Source organism: Rhodococcus sp. WY5, assembly GCF_018588185.1.
GTDB lineage: Bacteria > Actinomycetota > Actinomycetes > Mycobacteriales > Mycobacteriaceae > Rhodococcus_F > Rhodococcus_F qingshengii.
The window spans coordinates 204220-218716 of sequence record NZ_JAAMPR010000004.1 but is presented as its reverse complement, the minus strand read 5'-3'; the positions used below and the strand labels follow the sequence as shown (position 1 = coordinate 218716).

Below are 14497 nucleotides of genomic sequence, written 5' to 3'. Positions count from 1 at the left end.
AGGCAATGAGGCCAGCGCCAAAGGCGAGAGCTCTTCTGGGTACGGGCATGGGGATACTCACAATCTGTGCGGAGGAATGAAGAGGTGGTGAGGAGGTGGATAACGGGAGGTATTTGCGAGGCGTTGGACGTCAGCCCGGGAGTTCGCCGCCGGCTATGCCGCTGACGAACTTGCGTTGGGCCACGATGAACAGCACCACTATCGGCAGGGTCACGAGCAGGGCTGCCGCGGCAAGTTCGCCGTAGGAGGTGCCTGTCTCGGCCTGTTGGAACACTGATAGTGCGAGAGGAGGTGTGTAGAGCGAGCTGTCGCGCGCTACCAACAAGGGCCACAGATAGTCGTTCCAGTGCGTAAAAATCGACAGCACCGAGAAGGCCGCGATCGATGGCATCGACGTCGGGACGACGACACGCAGCAGGGTGGAGAACACGCCGAGGCCGTCGGCCTTCGCGGCCTCGAGCAGTGCGTCGGGGATCGTGACCATGTATTGCCTGAGCATGAAGATCCCGATGGCGCTCGTTGTGAAGGGCAGGACGAGGGCGGCGAAGGTGTTTGCGAGCCCCACCGAGCCGATTCCGAGATAGAGCGGAAGCGCGATGGCCTGGGTGGGGATCAGGAGGCACGCGAGCACGATCGCGAAGGCAGCATCGCGGCCACGGAAGCGCAGCTTGGCAAAGGCGTATGCCGCGGGTATGACCGTCACGAGCTGTGCGGCCAGGATGCCAAGGGTGACGAGTGCGCCGTTGAGCATGGCTTGGCCCAGGTTCGCTTGGTCCCAAGCGCGGGTGAAGTTGCCGAGGTCTAGGGATTCGGGAAGCAGCTGCAAGCCATCGAGCACGGCCTCGTCGGCAGGAGAGACCGACATGCGAAACATCCAGACGACGGGAAATACCGAGATCGCGGCGAATACGGTGACCGCCACAATCTGAATGCTCCTGCCTATCAAACGTCGGGTGCGGTGTGTGGTGCGCATTAGAGTTCCTTGTCTCCGAGGAAGGCTCGACGGCGAAGCACGCCAATGAGCACGAGAACGACCAGTAGCAGTGTTGACACTGCAGCCGCTTGACCGAGGTCGAAGTAGACAAAGCCGAGTCGCCAGGTCATGGTCAGGATGGTTTCCGTAGCCCCGAGCGGTCCCCCGCCGGTGAGGACGTTGACTGTGTCGAACACCTGCACCGCCTGCAGAACGGCCATGACTGTTGCAAACACGGTCGTCGGTCGAAGCAGGGGCAGTGTTACGCGACGAAACGTCGACCACGGGCCGAGGCCATCGGCGGCGGATGCCTCGTAGAGCGCCGTCGGGATGCTCGTCAAGCCTGCCAAATAGAAAATCATGACAAACGACGTCAGCCGCCAGATTCCAACCAGTGCCACGGTGATCAACGCGTACCTGGAGTCACCAAGAAAGTTGATCGGGGCTAGGCCGACCAGCGCAAGTGCCTCGTTTACAAAACCGCCACGGTTAGCGAAAATCCAGCGGAACACCACGGCCATCGCGACCATGTTGGTGGCGAAGGGCAGGAATAGGAGCACCTGAAGAAGTGGCCTGGCCCGCCGAAACGAGGCAACCAGAAGGGCCAGGCCCAGTCCGAGGACCAGGCTCGGGATGATCGTCATCGCTGAATACAGCACGGTATTCCAGATCGACTCGACAACCGCGGGGTCGGAGAAGAGAGCCGTGTAGTTCTGCAGCCCAGCCCAGCGCCACACAGTTCGGTCGCCGAGGTCGATTTGGAACAGGCTTCCCACGAGCGCAAGAACGCCGGGCAGTAGCAGAAAGAGCCCGATCAGGATCAGCGCTGGCAGGGCAAGCGCCCAGCCGCCGATTCGTATGCCCCTCACAAGCGTTCCCCCGCGAGCGTGGCGAGCGGGTAGGCCGCGAGAAGACCGTCACGATGCAGCGCGACGGCCGTGCCGTCGTGCACGACCAGCGGAGCCAGGATCGGAACTCCGGTGGCGAAGCGGCCCAGCTCGTCACCCGTGCGCGCGTCTAGCGTGACGATGTCACCGTCGAGCGCCGGGATCAGCAGCCGGTCGCCCACCGTGGTCGCCTGGGCGAAGAGCGGATGAGGACTGCGCCGGTAGGTCAGGAAGCACTCGTCGGAGTCGGCCGCAATTTCCGTGCGCCAAAGCTGCTCGCCCGAGACGGGGTCGAGCATCGCGACAGCGCCGCCGGCGTCGACGACTAACACGCCGTGGCTGCCGAGATTGACCCCGACAGGGTTCCACGGCACTGAGGTCGGGTACGACCAGCGTATTGCGGAACCGGACGCCGAACGCCGGAAGACATTCGTCAGTCCAGTGGCGATCAGGTCGCCCGTTGCAGGGTCAACGCTGGGGGTGCGTATCGGCAGGCCGGCGCCGCTCGTCAAGACATCGAACAAGCCTTCAGCCACCACCTCGTTAGAGTTCGCGATCGTCTCGCCCGTTTTCGGGTCAAGTCGTACGGGCGTGCTCGGCTCGGGAAACCCCGCCCAGAGCACCGTCGTCAGGCTGCCGTTCGCTCCCGATCGGTCGACTACCGGGGCGCTGAGGGTGATGAAGATCTGATACGCGGCGATGTCCGATCGCTCCCACACGATCTCGCCTGTGCTCTGGTCGAGGGCTCGGAGTGCAGCCTGGTCGCCAACCAAAACGAGTCCGTCGACGAGTGTCGGTGGGTAGAAGCCAAAGCGCCGAAGCGGGTCCGATGTCGGCCGCTGCCACAACATCTCACCCGTGCTCGGGTCGTGCGCCCACGTCGTTCCAGACACAGTCGAGCTGATGATAGCCGCGGTCCCGGCACCCGCGGGCGCGCTACGCAGCGGAGCGTCAAGACTGGCCTGCCACAGGGGCTTTCCCGAGCAGGCGTCGTATGCGGCCAGCGCGCCGCGGGCCTCATCATCGAGCGCGAGCGGTACGAGCACCCGACCGTCAGCAACGATGAAAGGTGTGCGCTGTCCAATCGCCGGGGTCGATGTGCTCCAGAGTGCCTGTGTGGTGCGGGCCCAACCTGAACGGGTGTCGGATTGTGGAGGATAGGTTTGGTGTGACCCTGTGGTGATCCGCTCGCCGTCCCACACAACGATGCGATATGTGGCCGGAGAGTTGTCTACACCGCCGAACATGGCCGGAGGGGTGTTCACGTGCAGCGTGGGGCCGCTCGCGACGACCCGGGAGGTGTGCCGGTGGCCGGAGAACGTCGCGATCGGGGCACTGGGCAGCCCGTCGAGAATGGAGCGCCACGGCTGGTCGTGACAGAGCATGATCCACGGAGTCCCGGTCGCGAGCATCTCAAGGTCGGCGCGTAGCCAGGTGTCCTGGGTCTCGTGGTCTAGACCGAGTTCATGCGTGAACCAGTCCACGGCAACGACGTGGAGGCCAGGTAGATCAAACGAATACCACCTGGGCCCCAGGTAGTCTTCGTAATGCCTGGGCTCCCCGGAATGGATGGCATAGCCGTTGCGGCTAACCAGATCCGTCGGATCCGGAACGAGATGGTCGTGGTTTCCCGGGATCGCGTAGACAGCCAACTCGGTCGTTGCGGTCGCAGCGACGAAAGCTGCGAATTCTTCGGGCAGACCACGGTCGGTCAGGTCTCCCGTGACGACGAAGGCCTCGAGTCCCGGATGAGCCGCGGCGATCTCGCGGAAGGCCTGCGACAGGCGTTCGCCGGTCCCGATTTCGGCCGGTTGGGGATAGCCGGCTCCCGTGCCGAGGTGGGTGTCTGTGAGATGTGCAAAACGGACGGGCAGCTGCACCGGAGCTGGGCTGAGGGTGAATACCGGGTCGATCGCGCTTGCGCCGACGTACCATCGGTCGACCCGCCATCCAGCCGGCCGGGTAATGAACACGGGTCCGCGGACCTGGTCAATCCGAAATCGCCCATCCTCGTCGGTGCGAGTGACCCGTAAGCCGTCGCTGACGACGACTCCTGGCATCGGTGAGCCTGCATCACTTAGTACGGTGCCTTGCATAATTTCCCTCTCTGCGTCTCTCGGCCGTTAGATGCGGTGAGAGTTAACGACTGCCTCGGATGCGGCGCGCGCTTCGGGCGCGCCTTCGAGCTGCATAGCCAGGACGCTGTAAATGGCGTCGATCAGTGACAGGTGGACGATTCGACTAGTCATGGCCTCGACCCGATAGCGTGTCTCCGAGCTACCCGCGACGAGCAAGAGGTCAGCGAACTCAGCCAACGGTGAGCTGAGGAAGCTGGTGATTCCGACAACGACCGCCTTTGACCTGACGGCCGTGCGGGCGACGTCCAGCGTCGACGTCGTTGACCCCGTGTGGCTGATCACGAAACAGACGTCGCGCTCATCAAGGCCGCGGGCGATCACCTCTTGGGCAATGAAGTCAGGGGTGAACGCGGCGTCGAGCCCAAGTGTCGTGAAACGGTAGGCAGCGTCTGAAGCGAGCGGGGCCGAAGTGCCCACCGCGGCGAAGCGCACGCGACGTGCCTTCACCAGCGCAGTGACAATAGCTACGACTGTGCTCGGGTCAAGATGCGCCGCAGCATCCTCAAGCGCAGCACTATTCTCGCGCAAGGTCCCCAACACGGTCGCGGTAACCGGATCGTCGTCGTGTGTCGCGGCCGGGCGCTGGGGAAGGACGGTCTCGCGGGAGAGAAGCAGCTTGAATTCCTGAAATCCGTGCAGGCCGAAGCGCTGGCAGAACCGCACTACCGAGCCGACGGACGTGCTAGAGACCTGAGCCAGTTCGGTCACCGAATAGGTCATAACCGAATGAGGGTCAGCACGCACCACTCGCGCGATCTGCGCCTCGGATGGCGAAAACGCAGCCGAATCGCGACGGATCTGCTCGAGGATCGGCTGCTCATCAGAGCGCCAGAGCCTCGACACTGTCTCAGGCTGTCTATTCATGGTGCTCACGCTAAGAATCGCGCGTGACCGGTCAGTGACACCCAATCAAACGGCGGATGAACTTTCCAGATACTCGCTGTTCATGGAAAGAAACTCCAGAGACACCCCTCTGATCATCCCAACGCAGAGTTGCCAGTAGTCGCGCAGGAACATTCAAAATCTTTGGTCACCCGGCCGTGAAGATCACCGTACCGAGGGGCCAGGCAGCCGTCCTGGGCTCCGAAAACGCAGCCACGCCCAACACACCGAGACCCCGGAACCGAGCGCCCAGGGCATTTCATTCTTGATCCTCTTCCAGCTGACGTTCCTTCTAAACACCTTTGTGCTGATCGACACGCTGCACAGTTGGTTGAGCGGTTTCGTCAAAGTCAGCGCGGTCGGTCGCATGATCACGACGGCAAGTTCGCGAGCGATATCTGGCTGGCCCTTACCGACGTCGCCGTGATCGTAGCGATCTCCGCGCGTCTGACCGTATGGGCGTACGTGTGGAAGCCCTAAATGTCAGGGTGCACAACTTCCGTGATGCGAACCCTGACTCAGCGTCGAAATTGGTCGCCTTCAGCCACGCTAAGCGCAAGGCGACTTTTCCGGCCGACACTCTGCCTCGGGAATCTAAAGCTTTTCGAGACACGAGTTACCTCTTGCGCGCCTCTGTAGGAGGTGGCGGATTTCCGGGGCGCCATTTGTCTTGGAAAGATGTCTTACCGTGAAATGTCTTTCACGCGCCACTTCTAGCAGTTTCTGAGGCAGAATGGCCGGGTGAGATATCTCGGGTATACGCGGGTCAGCACAAGAAGCCAAGACGCGAAGTTGCAGGTCGACGCCCTGGTCAAGTCGGGCGTGCAGGAGCGGGACATTTTTGCTGACGTCACCTCGGGCAGTCGGACCGCTATTTCACGTCCTGGGATAAAGAAGCTGCTCGAGTACGCCCAGCCCGGAGACACCGTCGTGGTGTGGAGGGTCGATCGCCTCGGCCGGTCCCTCATCGATGTACTCAACACGGTGAAGCTGCTCCGAGAGCAGGACATCCAAGTGAAGAGCATCTCGGACGGGATCGACCCGTCGACAACGTCGGGCCGGCTGATGCTGAACATGCTCGCCACCTTGGCCGAGTACGAACGCGAGCTGATCACCGAGCGTGTGAACGCAGGAATCACCGCCGCCCGAAATAGCGGCACCAAGTTTGGTAGGCCCTTGTCCGATCCCGCGGTCGTAGCCGACAAACTCAAGCTCGTAACCGAGGCCCGGGCGAAGGGCCGGACCGCGGAGGATGCGGCAAAGCTCGTCGGGTGGAGTCGTGCCACTTTGTACCGGCATCAGCAGGCCTTAGCGGCCCGCGAAAGCTCCACTGTGTAGGTGACTTGTGGACGCGGCCGAGCGGTGGCGTGTTCTTCGGCTGCATGTCGAAGACCAGATTCCGCTCGCGGTCCTTGCCCGGGAAACCGGGATCTCCGCTCGAACTCTGCAGCGCTGGCACCAGCTCTACCGCGCAGGCGGCATCGCATCACTTGACGCTCATGCGCGTATAGACAAAGGTGCCCGACGAACCTCAGCAGAGACGGTCGCGTTCATCGAACGACTGGCGCTCAGTCGGCCGCGCCCGAGTCTCGCCACGCTGCATCGTCTCGCCATCACCGATGCTCAGGCGCGTGAGCTGCCGCCGCCGAGCTATGCGACAGTGAGGCAAATCGTCCAGGCCCTCGATCCGGCACTTGTCACTTTGGCGCTGGAGGGGCCAGTCTCGTACCGAGACAAGCACGAGCTCGTCTTCCGGCGCCGCGCGGAACACCCCAACCAGACGTGGCAGTCCGACCACACTGAACTCGACATCCTCATCGTCGGCGCTGACGGAAAACCTGACCGACCGTGGCTGACGACCGTGATGGACGACTACTCCCGTGCGATCTGCGGATACATGGTGTTCAGCGGAGCCCCGTCAGCTATTAACACCGCCCTCGCCCTCCGGCAGGCGATCTGGCGGAAAACCGACCCGACATGGGCAATGTGCGGCATCCCCGACATCCTGCACGTCGACCACGGCTCCGACTTCATCAGCCACCACCTCGAACGAACAGCTATAGCTCTGCACATCAGGATCATCCACTCGACCGTCGGCAGGCCACAGGGTCGCGGCAAGATCGAGCGGTTCTTCGGCACCGTCAACACGGAACTCGTGAGCGCGCTCCCCGGCCACCTCGGGCCGGGTAGCCGGGCACCAACTCCCGTCCTCGACCTTGCCGGGCTCGACCGTGCGATCGGCGAATTCATCGGCACCTATAACGACCGGACCCATCGCGAGTTGGGGATCTCACCGCGTGACGCCTGGGTCGCTGACGGTTGGCTGCCGCGAATGCCCGACAGTCTTCAAGAACTCGACGGACTGCTCCTTACTGTTCCGAAGAACCGAGTGGTGCAACGTGACGGCATCCACTTCCAAGGCCAGCGCTACCTGGCCCCAACGCTCGCTCCGTTTGTGGGGCACACCATCACGATCCGGTACGACCCCCGCGACATCTCCGAGATCCGCGTGTACGACCGGGACAATTTTATCTGCACCGCAATCGACGAGGCCCACCCCAACCTGCGTCTCAGTCTCCGCGACATCGAAACCGCTCGTCGCGCCCGCCGCAAGCAACTGCGCCGCGCGATCAACGATCGCATCCCGACCGTTGCCACCCGCGAGGAACCTCGCGCCCCTGAACCGACAAAGCGGCGGCCGAAGCTGCGCACCTACGAAGAGGACGAGTGATGAACCAGGCATTCATCGTCACCAAAGAACACCGACGCTTCACCGAGTTCGCCAACGCCGTGCGGAAAGAAAAGACCATCGGCATCTGTCACGGCGCTGCCGGCGTCGGGAAGACGAACTCCGCCCGTCGGTACGCGAACTGGGAAGCGCTCGAGCCCTACATCAACGAATGGGGTCCCAGGGGTGATCACGATGCGAAGCATTACGCCCTCGCGAACCGATCCCGCACCGTCTTCTACACACCGGAAGTGCTCTGCCGCCCTAAAGACCTTATGCACGACATCGATCATTGGCAGGTGAAAGTTGGGATTTGCGCCGACGAGCACCTCCGCTCCCTCATGCCGGAGTCGGAAAGGGTCAGGCAGAACGATGTCACCCGCCTTGTGGAACTCCTCATCGTTGACGAAGCGGAACGGCTCACCCCCACCGCCCTCGAGCTGCTCCGCGACCAGCACGATCGCACCCACCTCGCGATGATCTTGATCGGCATGCCGGGCATCGACGAGCGATTCCGCCACTACCCGCAGCTCTACAGCCGCCTCGGATTCTCACACCATTACCGCGCTCTCGGACGCGACGAACTCCTCTTCGTCCTCGATCGCCACTGGAAACGACTCGGCAAGACTCTCGACCCGGAAGACTTCACCGACGCGCAAGCGATTGCCGCCATCGAGCGCATCACCCGCGGCAATTTCCGCCTTCTCGAGCGACTTTTCCCTCAGATCAACCGGGTATTGAAGATCAACCAGCTCGACACCATCACGGACGACGTCATTGAGGCTGCGGCCAGCATCCTCGTCATCGGCAACTAACGACACGGAGCGATCAAAGAAAACCGCCAAAGAGCGGCAAACTCCACAACGTACGCCCAGCTCATGCTTGTCTGAAACTCGTGTCGTAAAACTATGTCGAAAAACCTTGAGTCTGGGTATTATCGACAGATGTTGTTCGGTTACGCACGAGTCTCCAGTACAGATCAGAATCCAGCTCACCAAGTCGACGCGTTGGCGTTGGCGGGCGTCGAGGTCGAGAACATTCATGTCGATCACGCCGGCGGCGCGAAGGCGTCACGGCCACAGTTGGATGCTGTTCTGCAGCGAATGCGTGGCGGTGACACGCTGGTGATCACCCGCCTCGACAGGCTGGGCCGGTCGGTTTTGCATCTGATCACGCTCGGTGCCGATCTGCGTGGGCGGGGGATCGGGTTGAAAGTCCTCGAGCAGGGAATCGATACCGCCACCGCCGAAGGTCGGGCGATGTTCGGGATGCTGTCGGTACTCGCGGAACTTCAGCGTGAGCTGATTGTGGCGAACACTCGGGACGGCTTGGCCGCTGCGCGGGCGCGCGGCAGAAAAGGCGGCCGCCCATCGAAGCTCACCGACGATCAAATCGCACTTGCTCAACGGCTGTACGACGCCGGAGAGAATACGGTCGCGCAGATTGCGGCGATGTTGAACGTGCCCCGCACAACTGTGTATGGCCATCTCAACAAGAACAAGTCAGCTTCGACCTCCACAGCGCATTCTCCCGGGGACGTTCCTGTGAATTCTGTTGTGCCCATGCGAGTGCCACGCACCTGCCCGACGTGTGGTTACGAGCCGAGTACGCGAGCGGAAGCTGCTCATCAACGCGGCGACCTGGCTGTTGCGTGGCTCCATCCGGATGTCGACGATCCGAATGCGGTCGTCATCCGTTCGCACTGTCGCCATTGCGAACCTGAGCCACCCGCTTTCGACGTCGCGTGCACCGTATGCGGTGACGGTCCAATTCTTGCCGACACCTTCGCACACGCCGCGACAGTCGAAGGTCTCCCGGTTCCTGTTCAACAGTGGCTGACTGCCAGTGGGTGGAATTTGACGCCCACCCTCCTGTGCCCGGACCACCGATGAGAGGCGGCGATATGGATTCATCAGTGAAAATCCAAGCGGACCTGCGTAAACGAATAGTGCACGGTTGGAATACCGACACTCCGCCAGTCGATCGACCCGCCGAGCGGATGGAGGACGCATCGTGAGCGCCGCACTGCACTCCGTCTCGGGTATCACGAACCGCAAGCCTGCCGCAGATGACGATGCCGTAGAGAAGAGGCTACGAGCCATGCTCGCCGCCATCGACGATTCCCTCGCCGGGATCAGTGACGCCCGCGAAGCGCTCCGAGGCATGTACTCAGGTCCCGCAGCATCGGATGCAGTCGAAACGTTCCTCGCGGAGGAAGCCGCCACCGAAGACATCACCACCCATCTCACCGACGCAGCCCGCAGTCTGCGCGCAGCCCTGGCCAGAATTCGCAGTCATCAGCAGTTGACGACACCGCGACTCTGACATGGCTGATACCGGCCACCAGGCCACGAAGGCGGAACAGTGACGCAGCCACAGGTAGTACCCGAGGCGATCGACCTTGTAGGCCCCGACGCCGAGATCGACGACTACAGCATCGCCATGGACGTCGAAGCGCAGTTGTTGTGCTCGTTGCTCTGGGCGCCGGCCGATCGCGCCGCGAGCGCTACCGCAGCTCTGAGCTGCGCCGACTTCTACCGACCCATCCTCGCCGAACTCTTCACCGTCATCGCGGACCTCGTGACCGCAGGCAAACCACACAACGGGGCCTACGTTCTCAGCACCCTGCAACAGGCAGGCCGAGCAGGCGGACAACGCGGCAAACAACTCACCACAGTGTTGACGGACATCACCACCATCGGCATCCCCTCAGGCGAACTCGAACACTACGTCGGTGCAGTGCTCACCCAGGCGTACCGCCGAGGATTCCGCCACGCCGCTCAATCACTGGCGCAGGCTGCTGACGAGCTTCCGGACGATCAACTGTTCGAGCATCTGCTCAGCATCGGCCGCGAGCGCCGCACCGCCTTCGAGCGGCTCAACACCATCCGAGAAGGCCAACTATGACCGACTCAGACCGGCGCGACCACGCACACGCCAAACCTGGAGTGATCCGGCACAGCATCCTCGGCGTCACCGCACTTGCCGTGGCCGCCCTGGATTTCACGATCGGTACCAAACATGTGATCACCGCAGGCATCATCGCCCTCACCGTGTCCGCGTACAGCTTCATCAGAGCTGCCGCGCTCCGGGCATCCGCCACCACGAGAGACCGACCATGACAACCGAGAAGGACACCAGCAGACCGGGCTGGAAAGCGCACACCATCGTCGCGGTGATCAGTCTCGCCGTAGGCATCATCTTCCTCACCGGCGAAACAACCGCTTCCCTGATCGCCGGAACAAGTCTCCTCGGACTCGCGATCTACCACCTGGTCGTAGCCCTGCACCTTCGCCGAGAACTCAACACATCCACCGACGAGAAAGGGAGACCATGAACGACGACGAACACGACGCCTGGCAACTGCACCACCACGGATCGAGTTGGGAAGACATCGGCACCGACATGGGATGTAGTCCGGCAGCGGCCCGCTCACTCGCCGCCGGGTACGAGCGGCGCACCGACACCGCCGCCCAGGCCGAGCAAACGGCTCTCTTCTGACCCGCCGAAACCCTTCGAGGCGCATGAGCGACATGCAGGGGATCGTGAGTCAAAAGGCTCTCGGAGAAGATCCGATCGACGATGGCCGATGTCGTCGCCCAAGGCGGAGACGCCATCTTCTGGCCTGCAATTACCGATCTAGGTCTCACGTTGACGCTTGAGGGAATCCTCGGCGCGGGCGATGAGTTGGCTCAAAGGCATCCCGAAGACACCGGCAATTGTGTGGAGCTGCGATGCGGACGCGTCCCGCGTGCCCTTTTCGATTCGCCGGATGGTCGAATCGGCGAGACCAGTTCTTTTCACCAGTTCGAGCTGCGCCATGCTGCGTTCGACACGTTCGATCCGTATGCGCTTGCCCAATTCGACCGCTAAATCCCTTGCGGTAGGTGCGGTTTCCATTGGGTGGCTCCTGAAGGGTCGTCACTACTTTTTCGGGGGCATTCGGTTCGCCTACGCTGCACTACCTGCCACGAGAAAAGTTGCACCAGCCACGCAATGGGCGGTGCATCTTTCTGTGTTCGAGCCTATTTCGTATCGAAGTGCGTCTGCTCGCACGAGGCAGACGCGCCGGCGCCGGTGATCGTTTTCTCGGTCAGGATTTTGCCGTCCGCGATGATCTTGCAGGTGAGCGTCCCTGTGCCGGGCCGATAGTTGGTGGCTGTGATCGACGCATACTTCACCAGGCCGGTGAGCGTTACGTTCTTGCGCCACGGAAGCGCCGCTGCGGCGAGTTGCTCGGTGGTCGAATTGTCGCCTGTGTAGGTGACCAGGGCGACGGCGGCGTCGCCCGTCACTTCGTATGTGACCACGATTTCTCGCTTCGCATGCTCGTCGACGACGCTGTAAACCGCAGTGCCCACACGAACGGCACAGCCCGCGAAGAATGCCAACACCACCACGACCGCGAGCAGGATCCACGGCCACGCCTTCTTTTTCGGCGGCGGCAGTGGTTGAGGCGGGTACGGCACGTAGCCAGGCTGCTGGGGGTGGCCGTACGGGGGCTGCCAGTTGGGCTGCTGCGGTGGAGGCTGCGGTGGCTGCGTCATCGCCCTTTCACATCCGGTTCGAAGAGGCTCGGGCCGATCGCATCCTCCAGCGCCAGAAACCGATTGCCACGGTAGTTGCGGTACACGCCCACTCCACCGACGAGAACGGAGATCACCAAGAATGGGAAGCCTGCAGTTTCGGAGCCTGCACCTATCCATATGCCGACGAATCCGATAGCCACCCCGACGAGGCAGATGACCGCGCCTTGGGCCACCATCCTGCGTCCCTGACCTGGGTAGGCCGACACGCGAACGGATCCGATCATGCGCGGTGGTCGTCGTTTCACCATCAAGTTCCCTCCCTGTTTTCGCTGCTCACTGTAGTCGGCAGGATTTGTGTGCCGCTGTTAGTAATCACTCGTAGATGCGATGAAGATCGCTCGCGACTCGGGGCTCAGCCAAGCGCTCATCGCCGAGGCAGCGGCGCTGTCCCCTGGTCGGGTGAGTCAGGTGGCCACGTCCGTGGGGGGTCGGTGATGTCGCCTGAATGAGGGATGGACACAACCAGACACATTAGATACAGTCGATACACTGTACGAGACTTTGGGAGGTTCGAAGGTATCCGGAGGGTTCAGTGTCGTGACGTTAGTAGAAGGTTCCACGAAAGGTACTGTTATGCAATTGATTTCAACTGATCCTGACTACAGTGGATACGTCAACGAGGTTCGACGCTACCGAACCGACGCGGCAGGAGTTCTGTACGCGGCGGTCGTTCTTGTGGCGCATGGGCGGTGGTACAGCGGGATGGCTGCCGTCGATGTGAGAGCGGATCTGTTACACACTGTTCGGGCCGCGTGAGCGAGGACGGCATGTTCTTCAGTGAGAGTACGACCGGGGATGCGGTCGAGCGCGCCTATCGATCAGCAATCAAGGACGGACTGCTCGAAGAGCATGCATATGCGGTGATTCGGAACGCGCTTCTTTCCAGCCGCCGAGATGATCTGATCTCCGAGCGGCAGTGGCGCGTATTGCAGCTGCGCCTTGAAGGGTTGTGAGCGATGTCGACACCTGGAATCGACGGCCAACTCGACATTTTCGCCGAGCTGGCGGGTCTCACCGCCGACCAGGACGATTCGATCGTGGGGGATGGTGAACAGATGTGATGTCATCTGTTCGACGAGGACGAATTGACGTCGTGAGAGGCGGAAACATTGAGTACGAACAGCGGCCGGGACGACGATGACTGGACGGCTTGGGAGGTGTTCGAGGCTGGGGCGCGGACGCCGGTGGAGCCGATCTTCACCGGTTCGGAGGAATGGGATTCCGCACCCGTGCTGTATTCCCTTCCGACGCCGACTGGTATCGACTTCAACTCACGGACTGCGCAGGCGCTGGAAACGTGGTTCGACGCCACGGTCGGCCCGACTACGGGCGTCGCCTCCTGGTCGACCTCTGAGGCGGACAGTCCTCTCATCCGCTCGTACGAGCAGATGCGGTGGGTGATGGCTGTGTCGTCCTTTGTCTTGCTTCTTTCGACGGTGGTTGTTGCCGTGGGTCCGTGGATGCTTCAGGACCTGATGTTATGGCTATTCGTGGCAACGATCGGGTCGGCCAGTGCCGCATGGGCGTGTGACAGCAAAGCAAAAGCCGTGCGCCGTGGACAAACGATGAAAACCGCTGGTCGCGACGCCCTCGCTCACGGGCGGATGCGTATCGCGCAGGGAACGCCGAGTCCACCCGAGCTGAAACTGGCCTTGCACGTAGCGCAAACGGCCCATGTCATCGAGACTTCGCCGGCCTTTTCGAGTGGCTATCTGAGCAGTCATCGCCGCCGGATCAATCTTGCCGAAGAAGTCGCAGCCTTGTCCGCTGACGCGGCGGAGTTGTGGAACGTGCGCAAGACTCTCACCAGGAAAGAGGACATACCGGAAGGCAGCGACGCTTCTGCATTGTTGGGCGTACTTGCCGCTCACGAACGCGACTTGATCTCGGTGTGGGACTCGTTGAAAGCGCGCGCGAACGCTCTCGACCGCTACCGCACCAAGGTCGACGAGATGAACGACCGCCTGCGCTACCTCGATCAACTCGAAGCGGCGGCCGGGCACGCGGACCGTATTGTCGCCCTGAAAAATCGCACTGTCGAACATCGACAAGCCGCAGAGGCTACTGACTCGATGAGCGCAGAGCTGGAAGCGGTCCGAGAAGCGATCGACTCCCTGGTCCGAGGTATGGATAAGGACATTGCCGTTCTCGAGGCCCGACCGGCCGACCGTGAAAGTGACTGAGGTCACAAGCAAAAATCCGGGGATCTAAGTCTGTTTGAAGCAAAGGAAGGGGCGCATCACTCGTTTCATAAGCAACACTAGAACCATTAGAGGTAACCGGATTCGGTTGCCCAAAAT

General features: G+C 61.9%; 19 protein-coding genes. 12 read left to right on the top strand and 7 right to left on the bottom strand.

Annotation, left to right across the window (positions count from 1 at the left end):
* Positions 1-130: 130 nt before the first annotated feature.
* Genes G4D79_RS32835 through G4D79_RS32820 form a run of 4 tightly spaced genes read right to left on the bottom strand, consistent with a single transcriptional unit; the run spans position 131 to position 4862 of the window.
* Positions 131-922 carry a carbohydrate ABC transporter permease gene (locus G4D79_RS32835; protein WP_228179087.1) on the bottom strand — a complete coding sequence of 264 codons (792 nt, stop codon included), beginning with the start codon at positions 920-922 and terminating at the stop codon, positions 131-133.
* 50 nt (positions 923-972) lie between these two features.
* Positions 973-1842, bottom strand: coding sequence for a carbohydrate ABC transporter permease (locus G4D79_RS32830; RefSeq protein ID WP_045245719.1), 870 nt, complete (start codon positions 1840-1842; stop codon positions 973-975).
* A complete protein-coding gene (locus G4D79_RS32825; RefSeq protein ID WP_084603745.1) occupies positions 1839-3956 on the bottom strand; it encodes a PQQ-binding-like beta-propeller repeat protein in 2118 nt (705 codons plus the stop codon). Before G4D79_RS32825 ends, G4D79_RS32830 begins: the two co-directional genes overlap by 4 nt.
* A 27-nt stretch (positions 3957-3983) precedes the next feature.
* Positions 3984-4862, bottom strand: a complete 879-nt coding sequence (locus G4D79_RS32820; protein ID WP_214514733.1) for a MurR/RpiR family transcriptional regulator — start codon at positions 4860-4862, stop codon at positions 3984-3986.
* Between the two features lie 759 nt (positions 4863-5621).
* Here G4D79_RS32820 and G4D79_RS32815 point away from each other — a divergent pair.
* From G4D79_RS32815 to G4D79_RS32775, 9 genes are all read left to right on the top strand, one after another.
* Positions 5622-6218: a recombinase family protein gene (locus G4D79_RS32815; protein ID WP_214514732.1), complete on the top strand. Its 597-nt coding sequence runs from the start codon at positions 5622-5624 to the stop codon at positions 6216-6218.
* A gap of 7 nt (positions 6219-6225) precedes the next feature.
* On the top strand, positions 6226-7611 hold the full coding sequence (locus tag G4D79_RS35365; RefSeq protein WP_214514731.1) for a Mu transposase C-terminal domain-containing protein: 1386 nt from the start codon (positions 6226-6228) through the stop codon (positions 7609-7611).
* Positions 7611-8423: an AAA family ATPase gene (locus tag G4D79_RS32805; RefSeq protein ID WP_214514730.1), complete on the top strand. Its 813-nt coding sequence runs from the start codon at positions 7611-7613 to the stop codon at positions 8421-8423. Before G4D79_RS35365 ends, G4D79_RS32805 begins: the two co-directional genes overlap by 1 nt.
* A 129-nt stretch (positions 8424-8552) precedes the next feature.
* Positions 8553-9500 (top strand): recombinase family protein, encoded by a 948-nt coding sequence (locus tag G4D79_RS32800; RefSeq protein WP_118604618.1) that lies wholly within the window; start codon positions 8553-8555, stop codon positions 9498-9500.
* A gap of 121 nt (positions 9501-9621) precedes the next feature.
* Positions 9622-9933, top strand: coding sequence for a hypothetical protein (locus G4D79_RS32795; protein WP_118604615.1), 312 nt, complete (start codon positions 9622-9624; stop codon positions 9931-9933).
* A gap of 39 nt (positions 9934-9972) precedes the next feature.
* Positions 9973-10515 (top strand): DnaB-like helicase N-terminal domain-containing protein, encoded by a 543-nt coding sequence (locus tag G4D79_RS32790; RefSeq protein WP_238704758.1) that lies wholly within the window; start codon positions 9973-9975, stop codon positions 10513-10515.
* Entirely contained in the window at positions 10512-10730 is a 219-nt protein-coding gene (locus G4D79_RS32785) for a hypothetical protein (RefSeq protein WP_118604612.1), read from the top strand. The genes G4D79_RS32790 and G4D79_RS32785 overlap by 4 nt, the downstream gene beginning before the upstream one ends.
* Positions 10727-10945 carry a hypothetical protein gene (locus G4D79_RS32780; protein WP_118604608.1) on the top strand — a complete coding sequence of 73 codons (219 nt, stop codon included), beginning with the start codon at positions 10727-10729 and terminating at the stop codon, positions 10943-10945. The genes G4D79_RS32785 and G4D79_RS32780 overlap by 4 nt, the downstream gene beginning before the upstream one ends.
* Positions 10942-11109, top strand: coding sequence for a hypothetical protein (locus G4D79_RS32775; RefSeq protein ID WP_176450593.1), 168 nt, complete (start codon positions 10942-10944; stop codon positions 11107-11109). The genes G4D79_RS32780 and G4D79_RS32775 overlap by 4 nt, the downstream gene beginning before the upstream one ends.
* A gap of 138 nt (positions 11110-11247) precedes the next feature.
* Here the strand turns inward: G4D79_RS32775 and G4D79_RS32770 are convergent, their stop codons facing one another.
* The 3 genes from G4D79_RS32770 to G4D79_RS32760 all read right to left on the bottom strand — a co-directional run bounded on the left by G4D79_RS32770 (position 11248) and on the right by G4D79_RS32760 (position 12445).
* Complete coding sequence (locus G4D79_RS32770) at positions 11248-11508, bottom strand: helix-turn-helix domain-containing protein (protein WP_118604605.1); 261 nt, start codon at positions 11506-11508, stop codon at positions 11248-11250.
* A 125-nt stretch (positions 11509-11633) separates the two neighbouring features.
* Entirely contained in the window at positions 11634-12155 is a 522-nt protein-coding gene (locus G4D79_RS32765; protein ID WP_118604602.1) for an MmpS family transport accessory protein, read from the bottom strand.
* On the bottom strand, positions 12152-12445 hold the full coding sequence (locus G4D79_RS32760; RefSeq protein ID WP_118604599.1) for a hypothetical protein: 294 nt from the start codon (positions 12443-12445) through the stop codon (positions 12152-12154). Before G4D79_RS32760 ends, G4D79_RS32765 begins: the two co-directional genes overlap by 4 nt.
* Positions 12446-12770: 325 nt before the next feature.
* Here G4D79_RS32760 and G4D79_RS32755 point away from each other — a divergent pair, with 325 nt between their 5' ends.
* The 3 genes from G4D79_RS32755 (at position 12771) to G4D79_RS32745 (ending at position 14380) form a co-directional block, all read left to right on the top strand.
* Entirely contained in the window at positions 12771-12953 is a 183-nt protein-coding gene (locus G4D79_RS32755; RefSeq protein WP_118604596.1) for a hypothetical protein, read from the top strand.
* On the top strand, positions 12950-13150 hold the full coding sequence (locus G4D79_RS32750; RefSeq protein WP_118604593.1) for a hypothetical protein: 201 nt from the start codon (positions 12950-12952) through the stop codon (positions 13148-13150). The genes G4D79_RS32755 and G4D79_RS32750 overlap by 4 nt, the downstream gene beginning before the upstream one ends.
* A gap of 156 nt (positions 13151-13306) precedes the next feature.
* Positions 13307-14380: a hypothetical protein gene (locus G4D79_RS32745; protein ID WP_147343779.1), complete on the top strand. Its 1074-nt coding sequence runs from the start codon at positions 13307-13309 to the stop codon at positions 14378-14380.
* Positions 14381-14497: the final 117 nt, after the last annotated feature.